Source organism: Streptomyces sp. CAI-85 (genome assembly GCF_013363615.1).
GTDB lineage: Bacteria > Actinomycetota > Actinomycetes > Streptomycetales > Streptomycetaceae > Streptomyces > Streptomyces antibioticus_B.
The window spans coordinates 32,064-57,775 of record NZ_JAANNX010000012.1 but is presented as its reverse complement, the minus strand read 5'-3'; the positions used below and the strand labels follow the sequence as shown (position 1 = coordinate 57,775).

The window sequence follows — 25,712 nt, the reverse complement described above, 5'->3', positions numbered from 1 at the left end:
TACTTACCCCCGAGGCGCGAGATCCGGCCGTCGCACGACGGGACGGAGGGGACTGTCCGTGACGTACGACAGAATGACCGGACAGACCACCACGGGGCGCGGGGGCGTGAGGGATGACGACGGAACGGACACCGCTGATCGGCAGAGACGCCGAACTGGCGCGCGTCGACCGTGCGTTGGCGGACCTGGTGGGCGACGCCGACGGACGCCCGGCGGTGCTCGACGTCAGCGGTGAGGCCGGCATCGGCAAGAGCCGCTTCGTCCACGAACTGTGCCGCCGCGCCGCCCGGCTCGGCGCCGGTGTGCTGCGCGGCCGGGCCACCGAGTACGAACGCCACATCCCCTTCCAGCCGTTCACCGACGCCTTCGCCGACCTCGACCCGGCCGTACGCGAGTCGTTCCCGGCGGCCGCCGAGGCCGCCCCCGTCCTCACCGGCGCCCCCCGCGGCGCCGACCGCTTCGGCCTGCACCGGGCCACCGCCGCCCTCCTCACCCACGCCGCCGCCGACCCCCTGGTGATGGTGCTGGACGACATGCACTGGGCCGACCCCGCCTCCCTGGAACTCCTCGACCACCTCGTACGGCATCCCCCGCGCGCCCGCGTCCTGCTGGTCGTCGCCCGCCGCGCCCGGCAGAGCCCCGCCCCGCTCACCGCCACCCTGGTCCGCGGCACCGACACCGGCGCCGTGCACCGCACGGTCCTCGGACCGCTCGCCGAACGCGACTGCGTCGAAGGGCTCACCGCGGGACTCCCCACCGACCAGGCCGTACGGCTCTTCACCGCCAGCGAGGGCAACCCGCTCTACCTCCTCGCCCTGCTCCAGGCCCACCGCGAGGGCGCCTCCGTCAGCCGCCTGTCCACCACCGGCCTCGGCGCCCTGCTCCTCGACGAACTCACCCCGCTCACCGCACCGCAGCGCCGGCTCGTCGAGACGGTCGCCGCGCTCGGCGACCACGCCACCCCCGCCCTGCTCGCCCCCGTCACCGGCCGCACCCCGGCCGACCTCGCCGCCGACCTCGGCGAACTCACCCGGCGCGACCTGCTGCGCCCCGGCCCGCACGGCCGCCTCGCACTGCGCCACCCCGTCCTGCGCAGCCTCGTCCACGACGGCACCGACACCTGGCAGCGCACCGAGACCCACCGGCTCGCGGCCACCGAACTGGCCCGCGCCGGCGCCCCGTTGGCCGAGCGCGCCCACCACGCCGAACGCTCCCTGTCCGGCTACGACCCGGCGACCGTCGCCGTCCTCACCGAGGCCGCCGAACAGGCCGCCCACACCGCGCCCGCGAGCTGCGCCCACTGGCTCGACGTGGTCCTGCGCCACCTCCCGCACACCCCCGACCACGCCGTCGAACGCCGCTCGCTGATGCTGTCCCGGGCCCGCGCGCTGGGCGCCTGCGGCCAGCTCAGGGAGAGCCGCGACCTGCTCCACCAGGTGATCGCCATGCCCGACCCCGGCGGCGACGGCGCCGGATCCCGCGCCTCCGCCGTCGTCCTGTGCGCCGTCATGGAACGCCACCTCGGCCGCTACTCGGAAGCGGTCGCCCTGCTCCGCCGCGAACTGCACCGCGACGACCCCGCCCCCTCGCCCGCCGACCAGGTCGCCCTCGGCCTGGAACTCGGCTCCTCCGCCCCGCACGACACCTCCTACCCCACCGTGCGCGCCGACGTCGCCCGCACCCTGGAGGTCGCCCGCGCCCTCGGGGACGAGGTGGGCGTGGCGGGCGCCCTGTCCGTCGCCGCGCTGGGGGAGGCGTACGAGGGCGAGATGGCCGCCGCCGACCGCTACGCCCGCCAGGCCGCCGACCTCGTCGACTCGCTGCCGGACGACGACCTCACCGGCCTGTGCGAGCAACTGGCCCGGCTGGGCTGGGCGGAGGCGTTCCTCGAACGCCACGCCGACGCCGAACGGCACGCCGACCGGGGCCTCGCCATCGCCCGCCGCACCGGCCAGCTCTACCTGCTGCCCCATCTGCTGCTGTGCAAGGCGCACGTCCACGTCCAGATCTGCCGGCCGGTGTCGGCGGTCGAACTCTCCGACGAGGCCGAGGACATCGCCCGCGGCATCGGCAGCGACGAACTCCTCGCCTTCGTCCTCGCCACCAAGGCGCACGCCGTGGTCGCCGCCTGCCCGCCCGGCGACCCCCGCCCCCTCGCCGTCGCCGAGGAGGCCGTCGCCGCGGCCGGTCTCGGCGGCAACTGGTGGGCCTCCATCGCCTGGTGCATGCTCGGCTACGCCGCCCTCACCGCCGGTGACACGGCCCGCGCCCGGGAAGCCGTGCTGTACGCGGGCGGCCCCGGACTGCGGCGGCTCCAGCCGTCGATGCGCCCGCTGTTCCTGGAGGTCCTGGTGACGGCCGCCGTCGCCGGCGGGGACCTGGAGTCCGCCGAGGAGTGGGCCGAGCGGGCCCGCGAGGAGGCCGAGCGGCTCGACCTGCCCGCACAGCGGGCCTCGGCGATGCGCAGCGCCGCGCACATCCCGCTCGGCCTCGGCGACACCCGCGCGGCGGCCGAACTGTTCGTGGCCGCCGCCGACGAGGCCGCCCGCAGCGGCGCCCTGTTCTGGGAGGCGTTCTCGCTGCTCATCGGCGCGCCCCTGCTCGCCGCCGGCGGCCCGGAGGGACCCCGGCAGGGACAGGCCGCCTGGCAGCGCGGACTGCGGCTGGCCGCCGCCGGGGGAGCCGAGATGCTGACCGGCCTGGCCGAGGCGATCCGCCCCGCGGTGGCCGACGCCCCCGAGGGCCCCGAGCGCCGGCTCGCCGAACTCACCGCCCGCGAACGGGAGATAGCCGGCCTCGTCGCCGAGGGCCTCACCAGCCCCTCCATCGCCGACCGGCTCTGCCTCAGCCGCCGCACGGTCGAGACCCACGTCTCCCGCATCTACCGCAAGACCGGCGTCTCCTCACGGGCCGCCCTCGCCGCACTGATGGCGGGCCGCCCCTCGGGCCACCCGTTCACGGGCTGACCTCACCGGCCTCCGACGCGGTCACGTCCCGGCAGGCACCGAGACCTCGCCTGCCTTCGACGCGGCGGCGTCCCGGTGCGCACCGAGCCGGTGGGCCGACCCGTCCTCACCCGGTGGCGTCCCGGTACTCACCGAGCCAGCGGAAGCCGCCCCCGGTCGCCCGGAACAGATACATCGCGTCGGTGTAGCGGTAGGCGGCCGCGTCGTAGCGCAGGCGCTTGGTCACGCCCCGGTGGTCGGTCTCGCGCAGCCGCCCGGTCACGGCGGCCCGGTCCGCGCGGGACGCCCCCAGCGCCGTCATCGCCCGGGCGACGAACAGCGCGGCGTCGTACGCCTCGGCCGCGTACCAGCCCGGGGCGCTCCCGAAGCGTTCCCGGTGCGCGGTCACGAACGCCCGCGCCGCCGGCACCCGGACCGGATCGAGGAACGCCGCCGCGAACACCCAGCCCTCGGCCGCCGCACCCGCCGCGTCCAAAAAGCGGGGGTCCAGGGCGCGTTGGGTGGCCAGCCGCGTCCCGGAGAAACCGGCGGCGGCCAGCGCGCGGGCCAGCCGGGCCGTACGCGCGTACCCGCCGGAGAACACCACCGCGTCCGCCCGGTCGGCGGTCACCGACGCGGCCAGGGCACGGAACGCGGCGTCCGAGTCGTCCCCGGCGGCGAACGTGCGCCGGACCGTGGTGCGTTCGGCGGAGCGCACCGCGTCGTCCACCAGCCCGAGGGTCTGCCAGCCCGCGTCGCCCACGGCCGCGTCGTCCACCAGCACCGCCCGGCCCTTCGGCACGGACCGTACGAGATGCGCGGCGATCGGCGCCGCCAGCGTCATGTCGTCGGGCCGCAGCGCCGCGTACGACCGGTCGGCGACGGGCGACACCCCGACCAGCCCGACCGACACCGAGACCATGGGCAGCCGGGCCTTCCCGTAGAGGGAGAGGACGGCCTCGGCGCAGGCGTCGCCGGTCGGCCCGATCACCGCGCGGACCTGCTCGTCGCCGATCAGCCGCCGGGCGACCCGCCGCGCCCGCTCCGGACTCCCCGCGTCGTCGTGCACCTGGAGCGCCAGGTCGAAGGCGCGCCCGGCACGGGAGTTGAACCGTTCGACGGCGAGCCGCACCCCGTGCTCCTGGGCCCGCCCGGCGGCACGGCCCGCGCCGCTCAGGTCGGCGTGCACGGCGAGACCCAGCCGCGGCAGCCGCGCCCCGCCGCCCGCAGCGGGACTCCGTCCGGGCCCACGCGCCGTCCACCAGGCGGCCGTTCCGCCCGCCCCCAGGACCCCGGCGACCGACCCGAGCACCAGCAGACGACGCCGCGTGCCGCCGCCCGACGGCCCGTCCCCGCCGGGCACGGTGTCGGCCGACGGCGTGCCCGGCACCTCGGTCGCCTCGACGGCGGGCAGCGCGAGGACGGCCGTGGAGCGGCGGGCGATCAACCGGGCGACGGATTCCGGGAGTTGCCCCACGTCGTCGCTGTCGCCCTGAAGGGCCGTGCGCACCTCGGCCAGGTCCGGGCGGCCGCCCGGCTCCTTGGACAGACAGCTCCGCAGCAGCGGCAGCAGGGGCGCCGGGACACCGTCCAGATCCGGGTCGTCGTGGACCGTACGCATCAGCACGCCCGGTGTCGCGCCCGCGCCGAAGGGGCGCTCGCCCGTCACGGCGTACGCCAGCAGACAGCCCAGCGCGAAGACATCGGCGGCCGGACCGATCTCCCGCCCCCTGCCGAGGGCCTGCTCCGGGGCGAGGAAGCCGGGCGAGCCGACCACCGCCCCGCTCGCGGTGAGCGCGGTGTCCTCCGGGGCACGGGCGATCCCGAAGTCGATCACCCGGGGGCCGTCGACCGCGAGCAGCACATTGCCCGGCTTGACGTCCCGGTGCACAAGCCCCGCCGCGTGCACCGCCGTCAGCGCCTCGGCGAGCCGCGCGCCCAGGAGGCGGACCGAGGCGTACGGCAGCGGCCCGCACTCCGCCACCGCCTCCGACAGGGCGGGGCCCGGCACGAACGCGGTGGCGAGCCACGGCGACCGCGCGTCCGGATCCGCGTCGAGCAGCGGCACCACCCACGGGCTGACCACCCGGCCCGCCGCCGTCACCTCACGCCGGAACCGCGCCCGGAAGCCCGGGTCGTCGGCGTGCGCCGCGCGGATCACCTTCACCGCGGCGAGCGCGCCCCCGGCCGAACGGCCCAGGTACACCACGCCCATACCGCCCGCACCGAGCCGGCGCAGCAGCCGGTACCCCCCGATCGCTGCCGGATCGGCACCGCGCAGCGGCTCCATCGACACCCCCTCAGGCGGACACCTGGAAGGGTGCCACGCCCTGGTACGCGAACCGGCCGCCGACGACCTTCCACAGATGGACGCCGGTGCCGTCGATGACCAGCGTCCCGGTCTTCGCGTCGAACGCGAACTTCTTCGTGATCCCCTGATAGGGCGCCGAGCGCAGCGCCGTCGCCAGGTGCGCGCGGGTCGCCTTCCCGGCGCCCAGGGCGCGCAGCCTGTCGGCGACCATGCGGGCCACGTCGTAGGTCTCGACGGCGTACGGCTCCGGCGGCGCGCCGTACCGCTCGCGGTGGGCGGCGCTGAACGCCTCTGCCCCCGGGGCGGCGGAGGCAGCGGCTGTGTCGGATGCGGTGGACGTTGCGGAGGCAGTGGACGTGGCGGAGGCAGTAGACGTGGCCGAGGCAGTGGACGTGGCCGAGGCCGCGGCGGGGTCCATGACCGTGGCGACGATCACCCACCCCTCGGCCGCGTCCCCGGCGGCGGACAGGAACCGGGCGTCCAGCACCCCTTCGGCCGCGGTCCGCGCGCCCCGGAAGCCACGCCGGGTCAGTTCCCGGGCCAGCAGGGCGGCCCGGTCGTGGTACCCGGCGAAGACCAGGGAGTCCGCGCCGCCGTCGGCGAAGGCGTCGAGGGCGGGCCCGAAGTCGGACCGCAGCGCGCTGACCACCTTCGGCACGGCGGGCAGCCGGGCCTTCTGCCGGATCCGGGTGAGCGTGCTGCTGATCTCCCAGGCGTAGGCGTCCGCCGCCCGGTCGTCGACGATCCCGACGCTCCGCGACCCGGCGGTGCCGCGCAGATACACGTCGAGGTAGAACGGCAGGACCGTGTCCGTCACCCGCGCCTGGAGGAACGACCGGCTGCCCGCCGCGCCGAGCGCGCTGCCGCCGGGCGCCACCGCGATCAGGGGCAGCGACGCCGCGTCGTAGGCGGCCAGCGAGGCGAGGGTGGTGGCGTCCGTGGTGGCGCCGATCACCGCGAGCACGGAACGGTCGGCGACCAGCTCCGCGGCCGCCGCCCGGGACCGGCCGGGGTCCCCGCCGTCGTCCACGGTCCGCACGGCGAGGGTGAACGGCCGCTGCGCGTCGGCGTTGAACTCCGCGACGGCGAGCCGCAGTCCACGCTCCTGGGCCCGGCCGACGGTCCGATGGTCACCGCTCAGATCGGCGTGCAGCCCGATGGTGCGGACGGGCTTCCCGGAGTTCCTTGTGCTGCCCGGGCCGCCGCCGTCGTCGTGGTCGGAGAGGGCCGCCCACACGGCCGCACCGCCGCCGACCGCCACGGCCGCGGCACCGACGCCCACGCCGAGCAGCAGGACCCGGCGCCTGAGCGGCCCACTGGCCTTGCCCCCGGCGTCGACCTCGGTGTCGTCGACGCCGGGCAGCGCGAGGGAGGCGGCCGAACGCTCGGCGATCAGCCGGACCAGGGGCTCGGGCAACCACCCGTCGTCGGTCGCACGCTCCTCCGGTACGGCGGTCCCGTCGGCGTCCGTCCGCCACGCCACCCGGGGATCGGGCGGTGTGGCGTCGGCCGGCCGGCCAAGGGCGTCGGCGAGGTCCTCGGCCGTCGGCCGCCGGGCCGGTTCCTTCGCGAGGCACCGCCCCACCACCTCGGCCAGCTCCGCCGGGACCCCTTCCAGATCCGGCTCGTCGTGCGCGGTGCGGTAGAGCAGTCCGTCCACCGCTCCCGTGCCGAACGGGGGCCGCCCGGTGGCCGCGTGCGCCAGCACACAGCCCAGCGAGAAGACGTCACCGGCCGGCACCGGCTCCCGCCCGCCCCCGGCCTGTTCCGGAGGCAGATAGCCGGGCGTGCCGACGACGACCCCGGTCGACGTGAGCGAGGTGTCCTCCGGGGCCCGGGCCACGCCGAAGTCGATCAGCCGGGGCCCGTCCGGGGCGAGCAGGACGTTGCCCGGCTTGACGTCCCGGTGCACCAGACCGGCCGCGTGCAGCTCCCGCAGGGCCTCCGCGAGCCGGGTGCCCAGGACGCGCAGACTCCGTACCGGAAGCGGACCGTGCGCGGCGATCGCCTCGGCGAGCGAGGGGCCCGGCACGAACACGGTGGCCAGCCAGGGCTGTACGGCCCCCGGATCCGCGTCCACGAGACCGGCCACCCAGGGGCTGTTCGTCCGGCGGGCGGCGTCCGCCTCGCGCCGGAACCGCTCCCGGAACGCCCCGTCCTCGGCGTACTCGGCCTGGATCACCTTGAGCGCGACCAGCGTCCCGCCGGGCGAGCGCGCCAGGTACACCACGCCCATGCCGCCGGCGCCGAGGCGCCCGAGCAGCCGGTGTCCCGCGATCCGGGCGGGGTCGGTGGCGAGCAGCGGCTCCGTCACTTGGCCTCCAGCCGCTGCCGGACGCGCTCCAGCATCCGGGCGAGGGCGTTGCCGCCCAGTTGGTCCAGTTCGGCCTGGGGGTGGTTCTTCGAGCCGGTCACGGAGACGGCCACGACGACCGTGCCCAGCCGGGCGAGCATCCACCGGTACGGCTGGGCCGCGCCACCCCGCTCGGAGTACAGGCCGACCTCCAGGACCGAGTCGTCGGCGTAGTTCTGCTCACGGGCGCCGAAGGGCGTGCCCGTCGAGGTCAGCCCGGTGATCAGCTCGCCGTCCCGGGGCCGCTGCTCCGGACAGCGCAGCACCTCCTCCAGGGTGGTGACGAGCTGTCCGTCGGCGCTCAGCACGGAGGCGTGCACGGTGGCCACGGCCGTCACCGTGACGGAGCCCGCGCCCCCGGCGTCCCGCCGCACGCTGTACCGCGACAGCCCGGCCAGCACCCCGGCGGGAAGCCTCTCCCGCTGCCACCGGCAGTCGCCGTCCAGCACGGCCCACGTGCCCGGCGTGCTCTCGGCCGGCTTCCGGGCGGTGAAGCCGCGCCCCCAGTCCGCCGGCGTGAACACCACGGCGTCGACGAGCCCCCGCCCGTCCTGGACGCCGGCGGGCACGAGGGAGGGGTCCGGCGTGAAGACGGGGGAGGGAGTCGTGAAGACGGGCGAGGGAGCACCGGCGGCGGACGGCGGCCGCCCGGACCCGGACGCCGCACGGCCGTCCGCCTCGCCCCCGTCACCTCCCGGAGCCGAACACCCGCCCACCAGCACACCCGTCACCAGAAGCGGCACCCAACTCCGGCGCCGTCGGCGGGTCTTGTCGCCCACTCGATCCCCTCGTCCCCCGTACACGTCCCCGACTCCCCGAACGTAGACGGCCGATGGGCGGAGGGGCCTCAGTAGAAACACGTATCCGGATACGTATTCCGTGCGTGCCGACGCACGACGTGAGCCGCGTGGTGCCGGCGCGCGCCCGGCAGGGCCCGGCCGCTCACACCGGATAGGCGTGCGTCTGCGTGGCCTTCACCGTCGCCCAGATCTCCGCGCCTGCGTGCAGGTCCAGTTCCGCCGCTGCGGCTGTCGTGAGGTCGGCGGCCAGGGGGAGTTCGCCGGTGAGGTCGGCGCGGATCTGGTCGCCGTAGGACTCCAGGCCGGCGACCTGGCAGCGCCAGAGGTTGCGGGCGCTGGTGCCGGTCGGGCGGGCGCGGTGGAGGGTGACCGCGCTCGGTGGGAAGGCGACGAAGACGGGGCCCGTGAGGTCCTCCGTCGTGGTCACGGTCGGGCCGGAGTCCAGGCGTACCGTGTGGCCCTCGGCACGGCCCTGGTAGAGGTTGAGGCCGACCAGCCGGGCGATGTAGTCGGTGCGCGGTCGGCGCGCGATGTCGGACGGTGAGCCCTCCTGCACGGTGCGGCCGTCCTCGACGACGATCAGCCGGTCGGCGAGGACCATCGCGTCGAGCGGATCGTGGGTGACGAGGACGGCGACGGCCTCGAACTCGGCCAGATGGCGGCGGAGTTCGGCGCGTACCTCCAGGCGAGTGCGGGCGTCGAGCGCCGCCAGCGGCTCGTCGAGGAGCAGCAGCCGGGGTCGGGTGGCCAGTGCGCGGGCGAGGGCGACGCGCTGGGCCTGGCCGCCGGAGAGGCGGCGGGGCTTGGCGCCCGTGTGTGCGGACAGGCCCATGCGTTCCAGCCATACGGCGGCCTGGGCGCGCGCCTCCGCCTTGCCGACGCCCTGGCAGCGCGGCCCGAACGCCACGTTGTCGAGGGCGGTGAGGTGGGGGAACAGCAGGTAGTCCTGGAAGACCACGCCGACCGGCCGCGACTCGGGCCGGGTCCGCTCCAACGACGCCCCGTCCAGCCGCAGATGACCGTCGGTGAGCGGGACGAGGCCGGCGAGGGCGCGCAGCGCGGTCGTCTTTCCGGCGCCGTTGGGGCCGAGGAGCGCGACGACGTCGCCGGGCGCGGCGGTGAGCGCCACGTCCAGCCGGAAGTCACCGCGGTCGACGACGAGACGGGCGTCGAGACCCGCCGGGGCACCGGAGACAGTGGCCGTCATGAGGCCGCCGTCCAGCGGTCGCGCAGTCCGGCGAGGACGGCGATGGACACGGCCAGCAGCACCAGGCTGAGCGCGATCGCCGCCTCCGGGTCGCTCTGGAGGGCGAGATAGACGGCCAGCGGCATGGTCTGGGTGCGGCCGGGGAAGTTGCCGGCGAAGGTGATGGTCGCCCCGAACTCGCCGAGCGCCCGCGCCCACGCGAGCACGGCGCCCGCGGCGACGCCCGGCGCGATCAGCGGCAGCGTGACCCGGCGGAACGCGGTGAAGCGGGAGGCGCCGAGGGTGGTGGCGGCCTCCTCGTAGCGGGGGTCGGCGGCGCGCAGCGTGCCCTCGACGCTGATCACGAGGAACGGCATCGCGACGAACGCCTCGGCGACCACCACCCCGGCGGTGGTGAAGGGCAGGGTGATCCCGAACCAGGCGTCGAGCCACTTGCCGACGACGCCGTTGCGGCCGAGGGCCATCAGCAGGGCCACACCGCCGACCACCGGGGGCAGCACCAGCGGCAGGGTGACCAGGGCGCGCACCAGCCCGCGCCCGGGGAACTCCACCCGGGCCAGCAGCCAGGCCAGCGGCACGCCGAGCACCAGGCTCACAGCGGTGGCGGCGGTGGCGCAGACGAGCGACAGCCGTAGCGCCTGCCACACCTCGGGGCTGGTGAGCTGGTCCGACAGGGTGCCCCACGGCGTCCGCACCAGCAGCGCGACCAGCGGCAGCACCAGGAACGCCAGCCCCAGCAGGGCGGGCAGCAGCAGCGGCAGCGGGACACCGCGCCCCACCCGGTTGCGGGGGCGCCCGCGCCGTGGACCGCCCGTCAGGGTGTCGGCCACGGCGGCGGACTTGTCGTGCGGGGAGGTCACGGCTGGAGGAACCCGGCCCCCGTCAGGACCTTCTGGCCCTCGGGCGACTGGACCAGCGCGATGAACGCCTCGGCGGCGTCGGCGTTCGGCGCGTCCTTCAGCAGGGCGATCGGGTAGTCGTTGACGGCGTCGGCCGACTCGGGGAAGTCCACGCCCTCCACTTTGTCACCCGCGGCGTTCACATCGGTCTTGTAGACGACGGCCGCGTCGGCCTCTTTCAGCTCGACCTTGGTCAGCGCGGACTTGACGTCCTGCTCGTAGGAGACCGGGGTCAGCTTCAGCCCGCTCGCGTCGAGGGCCTTCTGCGCGGCGGCGCCGCACGGCACCTCCTTGTCGCACAGCACGACCTTCAGCCCGGACTTGGTGAGGTCCTTGAGAGAGGTGATCTTGTCGGGGTTGCCGGGGAGGGTGGCGATCTCCAGTTGGTTGCGGACGAAGGTGACCGGCTCGGTGGCGTTGTCCTTCGCGTCCGTCACGATCTTCATCGTCTTGGGGCTGGCGGAGGCGAACACGTCGGCGGGCGCCCCGCCGGTGATGCTCGCGGCCAGCGAGTCGCTGCCGCCGAAGTTGAACGTCACCTTCGTGCCCGGGTGGGCCTTCTCGAACTCCTTGCCCAGCGTCGTGAAGCTCTCCTTGAGGGAGGCGGCGGCGAACACGGTGACCGTGCCGGACAGCTTCTCCGAGCCGCCGGACGCGGACGGCGACGAACCGGCGGAGTCGGAGTCGTCGGAGGAGGAGCAGGCGCTCAGGGCCAGCAGCACGGCCACCCCGGCACCGGCGGCCCGAAGGGTACGGGGGGTGCGTCGGACGCGGCGCGCGGAAGCGGTCGTCACGGACTGACTCCTTCACATGGAACTCTTCAGGGAACGCTTTCGGAACTCACGATGCCTTCGCCGATCATACTGGCGCATATGCGAGGTGTAAGACCCTTGTCTCATTGCATGAGCCGGACCTTCTGATCTTCGGCCTGGCATGTGCGTCCGTACAGAACGGATAACTCGCTGGCGCCCGGCCCCCGCCCGCACGACCATGGCGCCCATGACCGAAGAACCCGCACGCTGGACCGAGGCCACCGTCTACCCCGACATGTGGACCGACCCGGCGAACGACCCCCGCAACAGCGACGGCGTCAGCCCGGACGGCGAACTCGCCACCCTCCAGGACTTCCTGACCAACTACCGCCACACCCTGCGGATGAAGTGCGACGGCCTGGACCCCGAGCAACTGGCCCGCCGCTCGGTCCCCCCGTCCACGATGTCGCTGCTCGGCCTGATCCGGCACCTCGCCGAGGTCGAACGCGACTGGCGCAACTGGATCACCGACGCCGAACCCCTGCCGAAGCTGTACGGCGTCCGTGACGCGGACTTCGACCAGGCGACCGGCGACCAGGCGACGGTGGACGCCGCCCGCGCCGACCTGGCCCGCGAACAGGCCGCCACCGACGCCGCCCTCGCCGCCCACCCCGACCTGGGCGAACGCCTCGGCAAGGACGGCATCGCGGTCCGCGAACTCCTGGTCCACCGCATCGAGGAGTACGCCCGCCACTGCGGCCACGCCGACCTCCTCCGCGAACGCGTGGACGGCCGAGTGGGGCAGTGACCCGGTAGGCGGTCACGAGGTGCCGCCGATCAGTACCCTCGGCGCAAGTGCTGGACGCGACTTCAGGGGCGGGCGATGGACAACGAGATTCAGCTCATCAGCGACGACGATGGGCTGATGGTCATGGGCCGTGCGGCGGACGTCGACCGCTTCCTCGTCTCGGAAGGACTGTCGCCCTCCCAGGACCTCGGATCGCATCGGCTCAAGTCCGTCCTCGACACCGGGGCCGCGGTCGCACAGGCAGGTTCGGAGCTGGCGGAGAACTCCGGCCGCTGGGTGAAGCTCACCCCGAAGTCGGCACAGCTCGTCAGCAAGTACGGGCTGAGAGAAAGCTCGAAGTCGGGCCTGGGCACAGGGGTGTTGAAGGGACAGAAGGGCCAGATCAAGGGGTTCGTGGAATTCGCGAAGGCACCCCGATCGCTCATGACCAACCCGACGGCTCTCGCCAACGCCGCGAAGCTCATGTCGCAGGTCGCGATGCAGCAGAGCATGGAGGAGATCTCCGACTATCTCGCCACGATCGACGCCAAGGTCGACGACGTGCTGCGCGCCCAGAAGGACACGGTGCTGTCCCGCATGATCGGAGTGGGCTTCGTCATCGACGAGTCCATGACCATCCGGGAGAAGAGGGGCAGGGTCGACGACGTCATGTGGTCGAAGGTGCAGGACGCGCCGACGACGATCGCGGAGACCCAGGTGTACGCCCTGCGCCAACTCGACGCGATCGCGGAGAGGATGGAGCGCCAGTCCAAGATCGGCGACCTGGCCACCGCGGTCAGGGAGGCCGAGGCCCCGGTCCGGGAATGGCTCGTCGTCCTGGCCCGCTGCTTCCAACTACAGGACGCGATCGCCGTACTCGAACTCGACCGGGTGCACGACACGTCCCCGGACGAACTGGACGCCCACCGCCTCGGCCTGAAGGCCGCCCGGCAGGACCGCCGGGACCTGATATCGCGCAGCACCGAGCGGCTGGTGGCCCGGATGAACGCGGTGGCCGGCAGGGCCAACGCGAAGGTGCTGCTCCACCCGGCCAAGTCCCCGGCCGTGGTCCAGTCGAGCAACCAGGTCGCGATCGGCGTCCACGACTTCCACGAGCGGCTCGGCATCGAGTCCGGCGGCTGGTCGTCCGACGCGAGACGCTGGGCCGACGCGGCCGCCGAGGTCCGGGACAAGGCACTCGAGACCGGAGCCAAGGGCGTCGACGCCGCCAGAAGCCGCGGCAAGGTGACCCTGGACCGCGCCGGTTCGGCGACGGGCAGACTCGCCACAGGAATCGCCGAGCGAGCCCGCCGCCTGCGCGGGGGCGAGCAGGTCTGAGCCGGCACCGCGCGATGGTGTCGCCTCGTGCGCGTTCCCGGCGGGCTGCGGACGGGACGGCCGCTGTCAGTCGTCCAGACGGACCGGCATCAGGAGTGAGAAGGCGTCCTCGTCGTCGGGGCGGCGGATCGCCAGTGGGGCCGTGGGTGCGCCCAGTTCCAGGATCAGTTCGTCCCGGGCGCCGGCGGTGAGAGCGTGCAGCAGGAAGTCGCGGTTGATGGCCACGTCGTTCTGGCTGTCGTCACCGTCGTCGCACACGATCACGGACCCGTTCTCCGTCACGCGGAGCACGCTGAGGTCGTAGGGTTCGCCGTTGCGCTCAGGCGTCTCGCTCGCGCGGACCGGACCGGTCTCCAGGGTCTGCCGGAGGGCTGCCGTGTCGACGTGGGCCCGGCGGCCGGCCGGGAGCCGGACGAGGCGGCGGTAGTCGGGGAACTCGTGGCCGAGGCTCTGGCCGGAGGTCTGACGGTCTCCGGCCTCCAGCGTCACGCGGTCGCCGTCCACCGTGAGCTGGACGGGATCCTCGCCGGTCAGCAGCGCCCGGATCGCGTCGGCGAGGGGAAGGGGCACGATCACCTGCGTCCGGGGCCCGTCGTACCCGGTCGAGCGTGCCCGTGCGACGGCCATCCGGTAGCGGTCGGTGGCCACCAGGCGGAGTGCCTCTCCCTCGATGTCGAACAGGATCCCGCCGAGCGCGGGCAGTTCCCCGTCGGTACGCGCGGCGAAACGGACCGTGTCCAGGGCGGCGGCCAACTCCGGTGAGGGGACGGACAGTCGGACGGAAGCGGTGCGGAGCGAGGTCATGGGGTCGGTCTCCCTGCGGTCGAGTAGGGCTCGAAGCGTGGAGAACTCGCTGCGGGCGTCGGACAGATCGAGTTCCAGGCGGCGCAGGTGCGCCTCAAGGAGACCGCGCACCAGATCCGTGTCCGTGCCGGCCCAGCCGGCCAGCACCAGCCGGATGTCGGCCAACGGCATGCCCGCCCGCCGAAGCCGGGCCAGCAACCGCGCCTCCTCCAACTGCCCCGGCTCGTACCAGCGATACCCGCTGACCGGATCCACCCAGGCGGGCACCAGCACACCGGCACGGTCGTAGAACCGCAGCGCGCTCACGCTCAGTCCACCGTCCCGCGCCATCTCCCCGATGCTGCGCATCTCGTTCTCCACACCCAGAACTCTGGGCCCTCGACAAGGTCGAGGGTCAAGGACCTGTACGTTCAGGCGATTCAGGCGTACGGCGCCGTCCGTACGCTGCGTCAGCGTACGGGCACGTTCTGTGGACGGTACGGGGGGATTGCCGTCACTCTGGGTGCAGTCGATCGCGGAGATGCCGCAGAGGACGTACGCACCGGAGGTGGCCGCGTATGACGGACCGTAGCGATGTGAAGGCTTGCGCGGGGGAGCGTGAGCCTGATCCGTCCGACAGTCTGCGGACGTTCGGGGCGGTCGTCCAGGCCCTGCGGGAGCATGCCGGGTTCAGTCGCGTCGAGTTCGGGACGATGGTGCGGTACTCCAAGTACACCGTGGAGTCGGTGGAGTTGGGGCGCCGGATGCCCGACGAGCGGTTCGTGGAGCGGGCGGAGGAGGCGCTGGGGAACACGGGTGCGCTGCGGAAGGCGGCGGGGCATCTGACGCGCGGCGAGCCGGGGTTGGCGGCGTGGTTCCGGCGGTGGGCCCGGCTGGAGAGGGTGGCGGTGAGCCTGTGCACGTATGAGTGCAGGCTGGTGCCGGGGCTGTTGCAGCCCGAGGGGTACGTGCGGGCCGTGTTCGACAACAGCGTTCCTCCGCTGTCGGACGACCAGTTGGAGGCCCAGGTGTTCGCGCGGCTGGAGCGGCAGAGGATGCTGTACGAGCGGCCGAACGTACCGTTCAGCTTCATCGTCGAGGAGCATCTGTTCCGGCGTCGGCTCGGCGGGACCGAGGTGACGCGTGGGCTGCTGGACCATGTGCTGGAACTGACGGCGCCGCGCAACGTGACCCTGCAAGTCATGCCGCTGGACGCCGAGTTCCACGCGTGCCTGGACGGTCCGGTGCGGTTGCTGGAGACCCCCGAGCGGCGACGGCTCGCGTACTCCGAAGGGCAGCAGAACGGGCGCCTGATCTCCGACGCGAAAGAGGTGAGCCTCCTCTACCAGTGCTATGACACACTGCGCTCGCAGGCCCTGAACCCCAAAGACTCGCGGGACCTGCTGGAGCGACTGCGAGGAGAGCTATGAGCACGACGGAACTCGCCTGGTTCAAGTCCAGTTACAGCGGCACTCAGGGGGACGACTGCGTGGAGGTCGCCGTCGGTGAACAGGGTGTCCACGTCCGCGACTCCAAGGACGTGACCCGGCCCCACCTCGCCGTCGGGCGTGACGGGTGGGCCCGGTTCGTGGGGTTCACGGCGCGCGGAGCACGAGCAGAGTGATCTCACTGGGGGCGAAGACGCGGAACGGCGGCCCCCAGAACCCCGTACCGCGGCTCGTGTAGAGCTGCGTGCGGGCGCCGTGGCGGCTGAGGCCGGCCAGGGCGGGCTGGTCGAGGCCGACCAGGTGGTGGAAGGGCCAGATCTGGCCGCCGTGGGTGTGACCGGAGAGCTGGAGGTCGATGCCCGCGGCCGCCGCCCGGTCGACGAACTTGGGCTGGTGGGCCAGGAGCAGGACGGGCAGCTCGGGATCGGCGCCGTCCAACGCCCCGGCGAGGTGGGCGCCGTGGCCCGCGACGCCGGAGGACTCGGCGGTGACGTCGTCCACACCGGCCACCACGAGCGTGTCGCCGCCGCGTTCGAGCAGGAGGTGGCGGTTGCGCAGCGGCTCCCAGCCCAGCTCGTCCATCAGGTCGACCCAGCCCTGGGCCTCGCTGTAGTACTCGTGGTTGCCGGTGACGTACACCCGGGCACGGGTGGCGCGCACGGTGCCGAGGGGGAGGGCCTGGGCGCGGCGGCGTTCGGCGGTGCCGTCGGCGATGTCGCCGGTGTGGCAGACGAGGTCGGCGTCCAGGGAGTTGACGGTCTCGCACACGCGCTCCGACCAGCGGGCGCGGTCGAGGGGGCCGTAGTGGGTGTCGGTGATGAGGGCGACGCGGGTGCCGTCCAACCCGGCTCCCAGTCGCGGCAGTTGTACGTCGAGTCGGCGCACGCGCGGCACGCGGCGGGCCTCGGCGTATCCCCAGACGAGCAGGACGGCCGTCACGCCGAGGACGGCCCAGGTGACGATCCGGGCCCGGTCCTGCCCCTCGCCGACGCCGGCCACGGTCAGCGCGAGCCGCAGGAGGACGCCGAGCAGCACGGACCAGGTGAACAGCACCCAGCTCGCGCCGAGCAGGGTCGCACCGACGATCGCCGCCCCGTCCTGCTGACGCCGGCCGTGCCCGCGCGCCATCGCGAGCGGCATGACGACGAGCCCGAGCGCGAACAGGGCGCTGCCGGCCAGCGTCACCGGCAACGGCCAGTGCTGACCGCCGAACAGCAGCACCCAGCAGGGCACGGCCCACAGCAGGACGGGCGCGATCAGAGGGACGTACCGCATCACGCGGCGCAGCAGCCCCCTCCGCGGCGCATCCGTCCCCGCCTCCGCCTCCGCCTCGCCGTCGACGGGCCGGGCATCGCTGGTGTCGGTCACGCTTCCCCTCCTGACCGGGTGCCGTCTCGCGCGTCGCGCGCACTGTATCCACCCCAACGCCGGCGACCCCGACGGCGTTCCCCGCCCGCCCCGCCCGCCCGAGTGACGGTGATCACGGACACCTCCCGGGGCGTGCTGCGTAGGCTGGTGTCGTCGTAAGGTGTGGAAACAGCCCTTGACCTGCATATACGCAGGCAGGGAGCCTACTTTTGGGAGTGTCCCGATGTTGCGCACCATGTTCAAATCCAAGATCCACCGTGCCACCGTCACCCAGGCCGACCTGCACTACGTGGGATCCGTGACCATCGACGCCGATCTTCTCGACGCCGCCGATCTCCTTCCGGGGGAGCTGGTGCACATCGTCGACATCACCAACGGCGCCCGGCTGGAGACGTACGTCATCGAGGGGGAGCGCGGGTCCGGGGTGGTCGGGATCAACGGTGCCGCCGCGCACCTCGTGCATCCCGGTGATCTGGTGATCATCATCAGTTACGCTCAGGTGACCGACGCCGAGGCGCGGGCGCTGGTGCCGCGGGTCGTGCACGTGGACCGCGACAACCGCATCGTGACGCTGGGCGCCGATCCCTCGGAGCCGGTACCGGGCTCCGACCAGCAGCGCAGCCCGCAGGCAGTGACCGCCTGACCGGGACACCGTACGCATCGCACCGGGAGCATCCATGAGCGACCCCAAGAGCGGCATCGAGATCCGGGACGACCGGGCGGCGGGGCGCCTCGAAGCCGTCGGGGACGGCGGTGAGGTCGTCGGCCGCATCGAGTACTTCGTCCTGGAGGCGCCCCGGCCGGCGCTGGTCCCGGTGCATACCGTCGTCGAGCCCGCGCACGAGGGGAAGGGCATCGCCGGATCCCTCGCGCGCGAGCTGTACGGCATCTCCGCGCGCGAGGGTGTCCCCGTCGCGCCGCTCTGCCCGTACGTCGTCAAGTGGGCCGCCCGGCATCCCGAGGAGGCACCGGCCGCCGATCCCGAGCTGCTCGGCGCCGCGAAGGACTGGCTGCGGGCGCATCCGGGGCGGTTCTGAGCGGCGATGCTTGCGCTGCTGCACACCTCGCCTGTCCACGTCCCGGTGTTCGATGCCCTGCGGGACGACGCCCACCCCGGGTTGGAGTTGCGGCATCACGTCGACGAAGGGCTGCTGTCGCGGGCGCGTGAGCATGGGCCGGACGCGGTTGCCGACGAGGTCCGTGCCGTTCTTGCGGGGGTGGCTGCGGGGGGTGCGCGGGCCGTGCTCTGTACGTGTTCGACGATCGGGGCGGTGGCGGAGGCGGCGGGGGCTGCGGTCGGGGTGCCTGTCCTGCGGGTCGATCGGCCGATGGCTGCGGCGGCGGTGGCTGCGGGGTCGCGGATCGTTGTGCTGGCGACTGTGGAGAGCACGGTTGCGCCTACGACCGAGCTGATCGAGGAGGAGGCGGTGCGGGCCGGGCGCCGGCGCCTGGTCACGGTCCGTACCGTGCTTGTTCCCGGTGCCTTTGAGCGCTTCGCGGTGGGGGACGGGGAGGGGTACGTCCGGCTGGTCGCGGACGCGGCGGATGCGGTGACCTTTGCGGATGCCGACGTGATCGTCCTTGCCCAGGCGTCGATGGCACCGGCCCGGGAACTGACGACGACGTCCGTGCCTGTGCTGTCCAGTCCTGGGGTGGGGCTTGCGGCGGGGGTGAGGTTGTGGTGGCTGCGGGCCGGTGGGGGTTGAGCGCGCAGTTCCCCGCGCCCCTGGGGAGTGGGGGTGGGCGTTGCCTGAGGGGTCCCGTGGTGGCGTCACAGGTGGGGCGGGTGCGGGCCCGGTGGGGGCTGATCGCGCAGTTCCCCGCGCCCCTAGGGGGTGGGTGTGGGCGTTGGCTGAAGGGTTCGGTTGCTGCTGTGGTCCGGTGTGCGGGTGCGGGTTCGGTGGGGGTTGTTCGCGCAGTTCCCCGCGCCCCTAGGGGGTGGGTGTGGGCGTCGGCTGAAGGGCTCGGTGGCTGCTGTGGCCCGGTGGGGGCTGATCGCGCAGTTCCCCGCGCCCCTAGGGGGGTGACAGTTGGCGTTAGGTGAGGGGTGGGCCCGGTTCTGGGGGCGGGGTTGGTTCCGGGCCCGGGGGGATGGGGTCCGGGGGGACCGGGGGCTGGGGGATCGGGTCAGGGCCTGGGGGAGGTGTCGGGGGTGGGACCGGGGTGGGGTACGGGTCCGGGGTCGGTCCGGGGGGTGGGGTTGTCATCGGGGGCTCCCGGCAGGATCGCGGTGTCGGCTCTGGACTATTCCCCCGCGTACCCGGCGACGCTTCGAACACTCACCCACTCGGCCCCACCGACTCAGCCGACGCCCACCCCCACCCCCTAGGGGCGCGGGGAACTGCGCGATCGGCCCCTGCCGGGCCCGCAGCCGCAGACACCGGGCCGGCAGCCACCGAGCCCTTCAGCCGACGCCACGCTCACCCCCTAGGGGCGCGGGGAACTGCGCGATCAGCCCCCGCCGGGCCCGCAGCCGCAGACACCGGGCCGGCAGCAACCGAACCCTTCAGCCGACGCCCAGCGTCACCCACCTAGGGGCGCGGGGAACTGCGCGAGCACCCCCCACCGGCCCGCCGCCGTACACTCGCCGCCCGCCGAGCGCTACGCCTCCGCCTCCCCCCGGTCCCCGCCCCACAGCGTGTGGAACGAGCCCTCCCGGTCCACTCGCCGATACGTGTGCGCTCCGAAGAAGTCCCGCTGGCCCTGCGTCAGCGCCGCAGGCAACCGGGGTGCCCGCAGTGCGTCGTAGTACGCGAGCGCCGCCGCGAAGCCGGGTGTGGGGACCCCCTCGCGGGTCGCGGAGACCAGGACCTCGCGCCAATCCGCCTGCGCCGCCGCGATCTCCTCGGCGAACGTCTCGTCCGACAGCAGGCTCGGCAGGTCCGGGCGGGCGTCGTACGCCGCGCGGATCCGGTCCAGGAACGCCGCGCGGATGATGCAGCCGCCCCGCCAGATCGACGCGACCGCACCCAGGTCGATGTCCCAGCCGTACTCCTCGCTGCCCGCGGCGATCTCGTGGAAGCCCTGGGTGTAGGACACGATCTTCGAGGCGTACAGCGCCTGCTCCACCCGGTCCGCGAAGGCCGCCGCCTCCTCCCCGCCGAGCGGCGTCGGCGTCGGCCCCGCCAGCTCGCGCGAGGCGTCCCGCAGCGCCGCGTGCCCCGACAGCGACCGCGCGAACACCGCCTCCGCGATGCCCGACACCGGAACCCCCAGGTCCAGGGCGATCTGCACGGTCCAGCGTCCGGTGCCCTTCTGCTCCGCCCGGTCCACCACCACGTCCACGAACGGCCGCCCGGTCGCCGCGTCCACATGGGACAGCACCTCGGCCGTGATCTCGATGAGGTACGAGTCCAGCCGCCCCCTGTTCCAGGTGCGGAAGATGTCCGCGATCTCCGCCGGCGTGAACCCGCCGACGTCCCGCAGCAACTGGTACGCCTCGCCGATGAGCTGCATGTCGGCGTACTCGATGCCGTTGTGCACCATCTTCACGAAGTGACCGGCGCCGTCCGGACCGATGTGCGTGACACAGGGCGCGCCGTCCGCCGCCTTCGCGGAGATCCGCTCCAGCATCGGCCCCAGCGAGTCGTACGACTCGGTCGGGCCGCCCGGCATGATGCTCGGCCCGTGCAGCGCGCCCTCCTCACCGCCGGAGATGCCCGCGCCGACGAAGTGGATGCCCTGTTCGCGCAGCTCGCGCTCCCGGCGCCGGGTGTCGGCGAAGTGCGCGTTGCCGCCGTCGATGATCATGTCGCCGGGTTCCAGCAGCGGGGCGAACTCCTGGATCACCGCGTCGGTCGGCTCACCCGCCTTCACCATGACGACCAGGCGCCGGGGCCGCTCCAGGGCCTCCACGAACTCCTTCGCCGTCTCGGCGGGGACGAAGACGCCCTCCTCGCCGAACTCCTCGACCAGGGCGTGCGTCCGCGCCGCGGTCCGGTTGTGCAGCGCGACCGTATAGCCGTTGCGCGCGAAGTTGCGGGCGAGATTGCGGCCCATCACCGCGAGTCCCGTGACGCCGATCTGGGCTGACGTGGAGGTGGTCATACGACTGGCTCCTCAAGGCTGGAGAGGGATCCGGCTGCGAAAGAAATCCCGTACCCCATGGTGCTCCATCCAGCCCGTCCCCACATGGCCGTACCGCTGTCAGGGCGGCTGATTGCCGCCTTGTCCCGGCCGGTCGGCGGCCCTTATTTTTGCCCCTCCTGACGCATGTCGAGGGGGATCTCCATGGCCGTACGCGGCCGGCACCGCCGGTATCAGCCGAACAGGATCAACCGGGCCTCGCTCACCGTCACCGCGAGCGGCGCCGGCATGGCGATACCGCTCATCGGCACCGGCGTGGCCCAGGCGGCCGACGTGGACACCTGGAACAAGGTCGCCGCGTGCGAGTCCACCAACAACTGGCACATCAACACGGGCAACGGCTACTACGGCGGGCTCCAGTTCTCCCAGTCGACCTGGGAGGCGTACGGCGGCAAGCGGTACGCGCAGCGCGCGGATCTGGCCACCCGGGATCAGCAGATCGCGGTGGCCGAAAAGGTGCTGGAGGGGCAGGGGCCCGGTGCCTGGCCGGTCTGCTCGGTCCAGGCCGGTCTCACCCGGGGCGGCGACGCGCCCGCCATCCACCCCGACGGCCAGAACCCGTCAGGGGCCAAGAAGACCACCAAGAGCACCAAGACCTCCCTGGAGGACGTACGGCCCCAGGCCACCCCCCAGTCCCGCGCCGGCAAGGCGGAGATGTACACGGTGGTCCGCGGCGACACCCTCTCCGGCATCGCCGAGGAGCAGGACATCCGCGGCGGCTGGCGCGGCCTGTACGCCGCCAACCGGACGACCATCGGCGGCGACCCCGACCTGATCATCCCGGGCCAGCGGCTCCGCGTGGACGCCCCGGCGAAGAAACAGAGCACACAGAAACCGAGCACACAGAAACCGAGCACCCCGAAAGAGACCAAGCAGAAGGCCAAGCCCAAGGAAAGAACCGAAACCGGCCATTCCCTCGTCGCCCCCGTCAGCGCCGCCACCGGTACGCCGTACCACGCGAGCGGTTCCTCCTGGTCGAAGGGCTATCACACGGGCGTCGACTTCCCCGTGCCCACCGGCACCTCCGTGAAGGCGGTCGGCGCGGGCACCGTGGTCAGCGCGGGCTGGGGCGGTTCCTTCGGGTACCAGGTCGTCATCCGGCACGGCGACGGCCGCTACACCCAGTACGCCCATCTGTCCGCGATCTCGGTCCGGGACGGGCAGTCGGTGAGCGGCGGCCAGCGCATCGGCAGATCCGGTTCCACGGGCAACAGCACGGGCCCGCATCTGCACTTCGAGGTGCGGACGGGGCCCGGATTCGGTACGGATGTCGACCCGCTGGGCTATCTGCGGGCCGGCGGCGTCAGGATTTGACCCGCACCCGATGCCGGTCGACGACCGGCATCGGGATGTACGCGCCGCCGTAGAGCGAGCCGTGGAAGAAGACCGGCGCGTCCCCGTCGGGGTCGTCGGGGGTGTCGTCGCCGTGGACGGTCTCCCCGGCGGCCGCCGCGACGAGCACGTCCGCGGCCGGCACCAGGGCGCCCTTCCGCAGCACCACGGGCTCGGGCTCGGCGGTCACCGCCGTCTCCTCAAGGCCGTCCTCGGACGTCTCCACAGCGCCCGCGTCCGCGGTCTCCGCCCGCGCCGCCTGCAACCGCTCCGTCGTCAGCAGGATCAGCCCGCCCGCCGCCACGACACCGCAGCCCAGCGCGAGCAGCGTGCCCGTGCTGCCGTAGCGGAACGTCTCGCCGAACATCGTGATGCCGACGGCGGCCGCGACCACCGGGTTGACCACGGTCAGCGTGGCCAGCGGGGCCGCGAGGCCCGCGCCCCGGTAGGACGCCTGGGAGAGCAGGATGCCGGCGGTGGCGAGGACGCCGATCACGGCGAGGGAGGGCACGTCGGCCGCCGAGACGCCGCCGGTCCAGTCGACCGCGACGGTCTTGGTGAACACCGAGGACATGCCGAACGCGATACCGGACGCGGTCGCGAGCAGCACGCTGCGCACGGCCGGGTGACGGTGCGCGGCCCGGCCCGCGGCCATCAGCGCCACCACCGCGCCGGCGGTCACCACGGCGACCGTGATCCGCTGCGGGGTGCTCAGGGACTGCGCGTCGGAGGCGCCGACCAGGGACAGCAGACCGGCCAGACCGACCGTCGCCATGATCGCGCCGCGCCAGGCCGTCGCGCCGGCCCTGCGGCCGACGAACAGCGCCGCCATCGGCAGCGCGAAGACGATGGTCAGCGCGCCCAGCGGCTGGACCAGGGACAGGGGGCCGTAGGCGAGCGCCACCACATGGAGCAGACCGCCCAGGCCGTTCAGCGCGACCGCCGCCCACCAGCTCGCGCGGCGCAGCGGGGCGTACTGTTCGGCGTCCGGGGAGGACACCGCGACCCGCTCCTGCACGATCGCGCCGCCGGCGTACGCCACGGCAGACACCAGCGACAGAACCACGGACAACGCGAGGGCGCTCATGAGCTGCTCCTCTGCGTGAGGGCGGGGCGCGGGGCCCGGCGTGGCGAACGGTCGGCTTCCATGAGCAACACGATGCCCTGTCGATCTGTTCCCGTCGTCGTCCCTGAGCACGCATTGGGTCCTACTGCCGATGGAGTACGACCGGCCCCCGGTCCTCCCTCAGGTGGGTGACCCCTGGGGGATCCCCCCGATCCCCGGCCCCGGCCTCCTTGGTACTACTGCACGTCGTGGACCTCGACCCCGAACTCCCGGCCCTCCGCCCGCTCGGCGGCTTCTTCGTCCTACGCCCGGCCGGAGTTCCGCCCCGCCCGCTGCCCACCCTGGCGGAGGTGTACGAGAACCGAACATGGGATGTTTACCGGGATCCGCTGACTTTCCGTGTCCGGAAGGTGGGGCGGGCGCTGCGCACGCCCGAGGAGCGGGTGGCCGCCTCGATCGCGCAGCAGGGGCTCGCGGCCCGTCTCTGGTCGGTCACGCTGGGCTGCGCGGTCCTGTACGGCCGGATCCCCGGCCTCGATCCCCGGTCGCTGCGCTGGGACCCGGACGGCAGCGCCCCCGACGACCTGTGGCCGGCCGAGATCCGGCCGGGACCGGCGGACGCGGCGTCGCTCGCCGAGACCGTCCTCGACGCCCACCTCGAACCCCTGGCCGCCGCCCTGCGCGCCCGCCACCGGCTCGCCCCCGGTCTGCTGCGCGGCAACGCCGCGTCCGCGCTGGCCGGGGCGTCCCGGCAGCTCCAGCAGTGGGCCCGCGCGCACGGCCGCCCCGATGCCGCCGCACACGCGCGTGCCCTCACCGCCGACCTCTTCACCCACCCCCTGCTCGCCCCCACCGGCACCCTGACGGAACCGGGCGCCGCCTTCCGCCGCCGTAGCTGCTGCCTCTACTACCGGGTGCCCGGCGGAGGCGTCTGCGGCGACTGTTGCTTCACACGGCCGCCGGGCCCTTCCGCGCACGGCCGGTCTGGGTGACCATGTGAGGAACCGGCCAAGGAGAACGGGGGGTTCCGGGTGCGTGTGGGACTGCTGACTCGGGAGTACCCCCCGGACGTGTACGGCGGGGCGGGCGTCCATGTCGAGTTCCTCGCCCGCGAGGTGCGACGGCTCGTCGACCTCGATGTGCACTGCTGGGGCGAGGGGACCGTCAAGGAGCGGGCGGAGGGCGTCCGGCGTCACCGGCCCTGGTCCGCGCTGGACGGCTCCAACGACGCGCTGCGCACCTTCTCCGTGGACCTCGCGATGGCCGCCGCCCTCGAAGGCCGCGACCTCGTGCACTCCCACACCTGGTACGCGGCGCTCGCCGGCCATCTCGCCAAGGAGCTGTACGGCGTCCCGCACGTCGTCACCGCGCACTCCCTGGAGCCGCTGCGGCCCTGGAAGGCGGAGCAACTGGGCGGCGGCTACGCCCTGTCGAGCTGGGCCGAGCGGACCGCCGTGGAGGCCGCCGACGCGGTGATCGCCGTCTCCTCGGCCATGCGCGAGGACATCCTCGCCTGCTATCCGACGCTCTCGCCGGACCGGGTGCGCGTCGTGCACAACGGCATCGACACCGGCCTCTACCGGCCCGACCACGGAACCGACGCGCTCACCCGCATCGGGCTCGACCCGGACCGGCCGTTCGTGCTGTTCGTCGGCCGCATCACCCGGCAGAAGGGCGTCCCCCAACTGCTGCGCGCCGTACGGGACATCGACCCGGCGGCCCAGGTGGTGCTGTGCGCGGGCGCCCCCGACACCCCGGAGATCGAGCAGGAGTTCCGCGATCTGTTCGCCGCGCTGAGCCGGGCCCGGGACGGCGTGCACTGGATCCCGCGCATGCTGCCGCGCCCCGAGGTCATCCAACTCCTCACGCACGCCGCCGTGTTCGTCTGCCCCTCGGTGTACGAGCCGCTGGGCATCGTCAATCTGGAGGCGATGGCGTGCGGGACGCCCGTGGTGGCCTCCCGGGTCGGCGGGATCCCGGAGGTCGTCGAGGACGGCGTGACCGGCACGCTCGTCACCGTGGACGAGGAGTTCGAGACCGGTCTCGCGCGGGCGCTGGACGCGCTCATCGGCGACCCGGAGGCCGGGCGCCGGATGGGCGAGGCCGGACGGGCGCGCGCCGTCGGGGAGTTCGGCTGGGACGCCGTGGCCCGGCGCACGGTCGCCCTGTACGAGGAGATCCTCAAACAGGCTTAGTTTCGGCCGCCGGGGGCAACCATGGTTCTACCAGGGTGAGGG

21 protein-coding genes are annotated in these 25,712 nt (G+C 73.7%); 11 read left to right on the top strand and 10 right to left on the bottom strand.

Annotated elements, in window-relative coordinates; translation table 11 throughout:
• The first annotated feature begins 113 nt into the window (after window positions 1-113).
• Window positions 114-2,966: a helix-turn-helix transcriptional regulator gene (locus G6W55_RS16665; RefSeq protein WP_175521636.1), complete on the top strand. Its 2,853-nt coding sequence runs from the start codon at window positions 114-116 to the stop codon at window positions 2,964-2,966.
• A 106-nt stretch (window positions 2,967-3,072) separates the two neighbouring features.
• Here G6W55_RS16665 and G6W55_RS16660 read toward each other — a convergent pair whose 3' ends face one another.
• From G6W55_RS16660 to modA, 6 genes are all read right to left on the bottom strand, one after another.
• Entirely contained in the window at window positions 3,073-5,235 is a 2,163-nt protein-coding gene (locus G6W55_RS16660) for a bifunctional serine/threonine-protein kinase/ABC transporter substrate-binding protein (protein WP_175521635.1), read from the bottom strand.
• A gap of 10 nt (window positions 5,236-5,245) precedes the next feature.
• On the bottom strand, window positions 5,246-7,570 hold the full coding sequence (locus G6W55_RS16655; RefSeq protein ID WP_175521634.1) for a bifunctional serine/threonine-protein kinase/ABC transporter substrate-binding protein: 2,325 nt from the start codon (window positions 7,568-7,570) through the stop codon (window positions 5,246-5,248).
• On the bottom strand, window positions 7,567-8,388 hold the full coding sequence (locus G6W55_RS16650) for a hypothetical protein (protein WP_217687007.1): 822 nt from the start codon (window positions 8,386-8,388) through the stop codon (window positions 7,567-7,569). The genes G6W55_RS16655 and G6W55_RS16650 overlap by 4 nt, the downstream gene beginning before the upstream one ends.
• A gap of 163 nt (window positions 8,389-8,551) precedes the next feature.
• Window positions 8,552-9,616, bottom strand: coding sequence for an ABC transporter ATP-binding protein (locus tag G6W55_RS16645; protein ID WP_175521633.1), 1,065 nt, complete (start codon window positions 9,614-9,616; stop codon window positions 8,552-8,554).
• Window positions 9,613-10,476, bottom strand: a complete 864-nt coding sequence (locus tag G6W55_RS16640) for an ABC transporter permease (protein WP_175521632.1) — start codon at window positions 10,474-10,476, stop codon at window positions 9,613-9,615. Before G6W55_RS16640 ends, G6W55_RS16645 begins: the two co-directional genes overlap by 4 nt.
• Complete coding sequence (gene modA / locus G6W55_RS16635) at window positions 10,473-11,309, bottom strand: molybdate ABC transporter substrate-binding protein (protein ID WP_175521631.1); 837 nt, start codon at window positions 11,307-11,309, stop codon at window positions 10,473-10,475. Before modA ends, G6W55_RS16640 begins: the two co-directional genes overlap by 4 nt.
• Before the next feature lie 205 nt (window positions 11,310-11,514).
• Here modA and G6W55_RS16630 point away from each other — a divergent pair, with 205 nt between their 5' ends.
• Both G6W55_RS16630 and G6W55_RS16625 read left to right on the top strand, forming a co-directional pair.
• Window positions 11,515-12,075 carry a DinB family protein gene (locus G6W55_RS16630; RefSeq protein WP_175521630.1) on the top strand — a complete coding sequence of 187 codons (561 nt, stop codon included), beginning with the start codon at window positions 11,515-11,517 and terminating at the stop codon, window positions 12,073-12,075.
• 75 nt (window positions 12,076-12,150) lie between these two features.
• Entirely contained in the window at window positions 12,151-13,392 is a 1,242-nt protein-coding gene (locus G6W55_RS16625) for a hypothetical protein (protein ID WP_175521629.1), read from the top strand.
• A gap of 66 nt (window positions 13,393-13,458) precedes the next feature.
• Here G6W55_RS16625 and G6W55_RS16620 read toward each other — a convergent pair whose 3' ends face one another.
• Entirely contained in the window at window positions 13,459-14,544 is a 1,086-nt protein-coding gene (locus tag G6W55_RS16620; protein ID WP_175521628.1) for a MerR family transcriptional regulator, read from the bottom strand.
• 209 nt (window positions 14,545-14,753) lie between these two features.
• Here G6W55_RS16620 and G6W55_RS16615 point away from each other — a divergent pair, with 209 nt between their 5' ends.
• Window positions 14,754-15,605 carry a helix-turn-helix transcriptional regulator gene (locus tag G6W55_RS16615; RefSeq protein WP_175521627.1) on the top strand — a complete coding sequence of 284 codons (852 nt, stop codon included), beginning with the start codon at window positions 14,754-14,756 and terminating at the stop codon, window positions 15,603-15,605.
• Window positions 15,602-15,799 (top strand): DUF397 domain-containing protein, encoded by a 198-nt coding sequence (locus G6W55_RS16610; protein ID WP_175521626.1) that lies wholly within the window; start codon window positions 15,602-15,604, stop codon window positions 15,797-15,799. Before G6W55_RS16615 ends, G6W55_RS16610 begins: the two co-directional genes overlap by 4 nt.
• Here the strand turns inward: G6W55_RS16610 and G6W55_RS16605 are convergent.
• The gene (locus G6W55_RS16605) at window positions 15,771-16,991 is read right to left on the bottom strand and encodes a metallophosphoesterase (protein ID WP_175521625.1); all 1,221 of its coding nucleotides are present in this window, start codon (window positions 16,989-16,991) and stop codon (window positions 15,771-15,773) included. The genes G6W55_RS16610 and G6W55_RS16605 overlap by 29 nt on opposite strands.
• 223 nt (window positions 16,992-17,214) lie before the next feature.
• On the opposite strand from G6W55_RS16605, the gene panD reads away from it, so the two are divergent.
• The 3 genes from panD to G6W55_RS16590 are packed head-to-tail and all read left to right on the top strand — an operon-like array spanning window position 17,215 to window position 18,697.
• Window positions 17,215-17,634 (top strand): aspartate 1-decarboxylase, encoded by a 420-nt coding sequence (gene panD, locus G6W55_RS16600; protein WP_175521624.1) that lies wholly within the window; start codon window positions 17,215-17,217, stop codon window positions 17,632-17,634.
• A gap of 34 nt (window positions 17,635-17,668) precedes the next feature.
• Window positions 17,669-18,028 carry a GNAT family N-acetyltransferase gene (locus G6W55_RS16595; protein ID WP_175521623.1) on the top strand — a complete coding sequence of 120 codons (360 nt, stop codon included), beginning with the start codon at window positions 17,669-17,671 and terminating at the stop codon, window positions 18,026-18,028.
• Window positions 18,029-18,034: 6 nt separating this feature from the next.
• Window positions 18,035-18,697 (top strand): aspartate/glutamate racemase family protein, encoded by a 663-nt coding sequence (locus G6W55_RS16590; protein WP_175521622.1) that lies wholly within the window; start codon window positions 18,035-18,037, stop codon window positions 18,695-18,697.
• Window positions 18,698-19,592: 895 nt separating this feature from the next.
• On the opposite strand, the gene gndA is transcribed toward G6W55_RS16590, so the two are convergent.
• The gene (gndA, locus tag G6W55_RS16585; RefSeq protein WP_175521621.1) at window positions 19,593-21,038 is read right to left on the bottom strand and encodes an NADP-dependent phosphogluconate dehydrogenase; all 1,446 of its coding nucleotides are present in this window, start codon (window positions 21,036-21,038) and stop codon (window positions 19,593-19,595) included.
• A 183-nt stretch (window positions 21,039-21,221) separates the two neighbouring features.
• On the opposite strand from gndA, the gene G6W55_RS16580 reads away from it, so the two are divergent.
• On the top strand, window positions 21,222-22,391 hold the full coding sequence (locus G6W55_RS16580; protein WP_175521620.1) for a transglycosylase family protein: 1,170 nt from the start codon (window positions 21,222-21,224) through the stop codon (window positions 22,389-22,391).
• On the opposite strand, the gene G6W55_RS16575 is transcribed toward G6W55_RS16580, so the two are convergent.
• Complete coding sequence (locus G6W55_RS16575; protein WP_175521619.1) at window positions 22,381-23,496, bottom strand: DMT family transporter; 1,116 nt, start codon at window positions 23,494-23,496, stop codon at window positions 22,381-22,383. The genes G6W55_RS16580 and G6W55_RS16575 overlap by 11 nt on opposite strands.
• A 227-nt stretch (window positions 23,497-23,723) precedes the next feature.
• Between G6W55_RS16575 and G6W55_RS16570 the strand changes: the two genes are divergently transcribed.
• Window positions 23,724-24,467, top strand: a complete 744-nt coding sequence (locus G6W55_RS16570; protein ID WP_309243736.1) for a (2Fe-2S)-binding protein — start codon at window positions 23,724-23,726, stop codon at window positions 24,465-24,467.
• 39 nt (window positions 24,468-24,506) lie between these two features.
• On the top strand, window positions 24,507-25,670 hold the full coding sequence (gene glgA, locus G6W55_RS16565; protein WP_175521617.1) for a glycogen synthase: 1,164 nt from the start codon (window positions 24,507-24,509) through the stop codon (window positions 25,668-25,670).
• The last annotated feature ends 42 nt before the right edge of the window (window positions 25,671-25,712 follow it).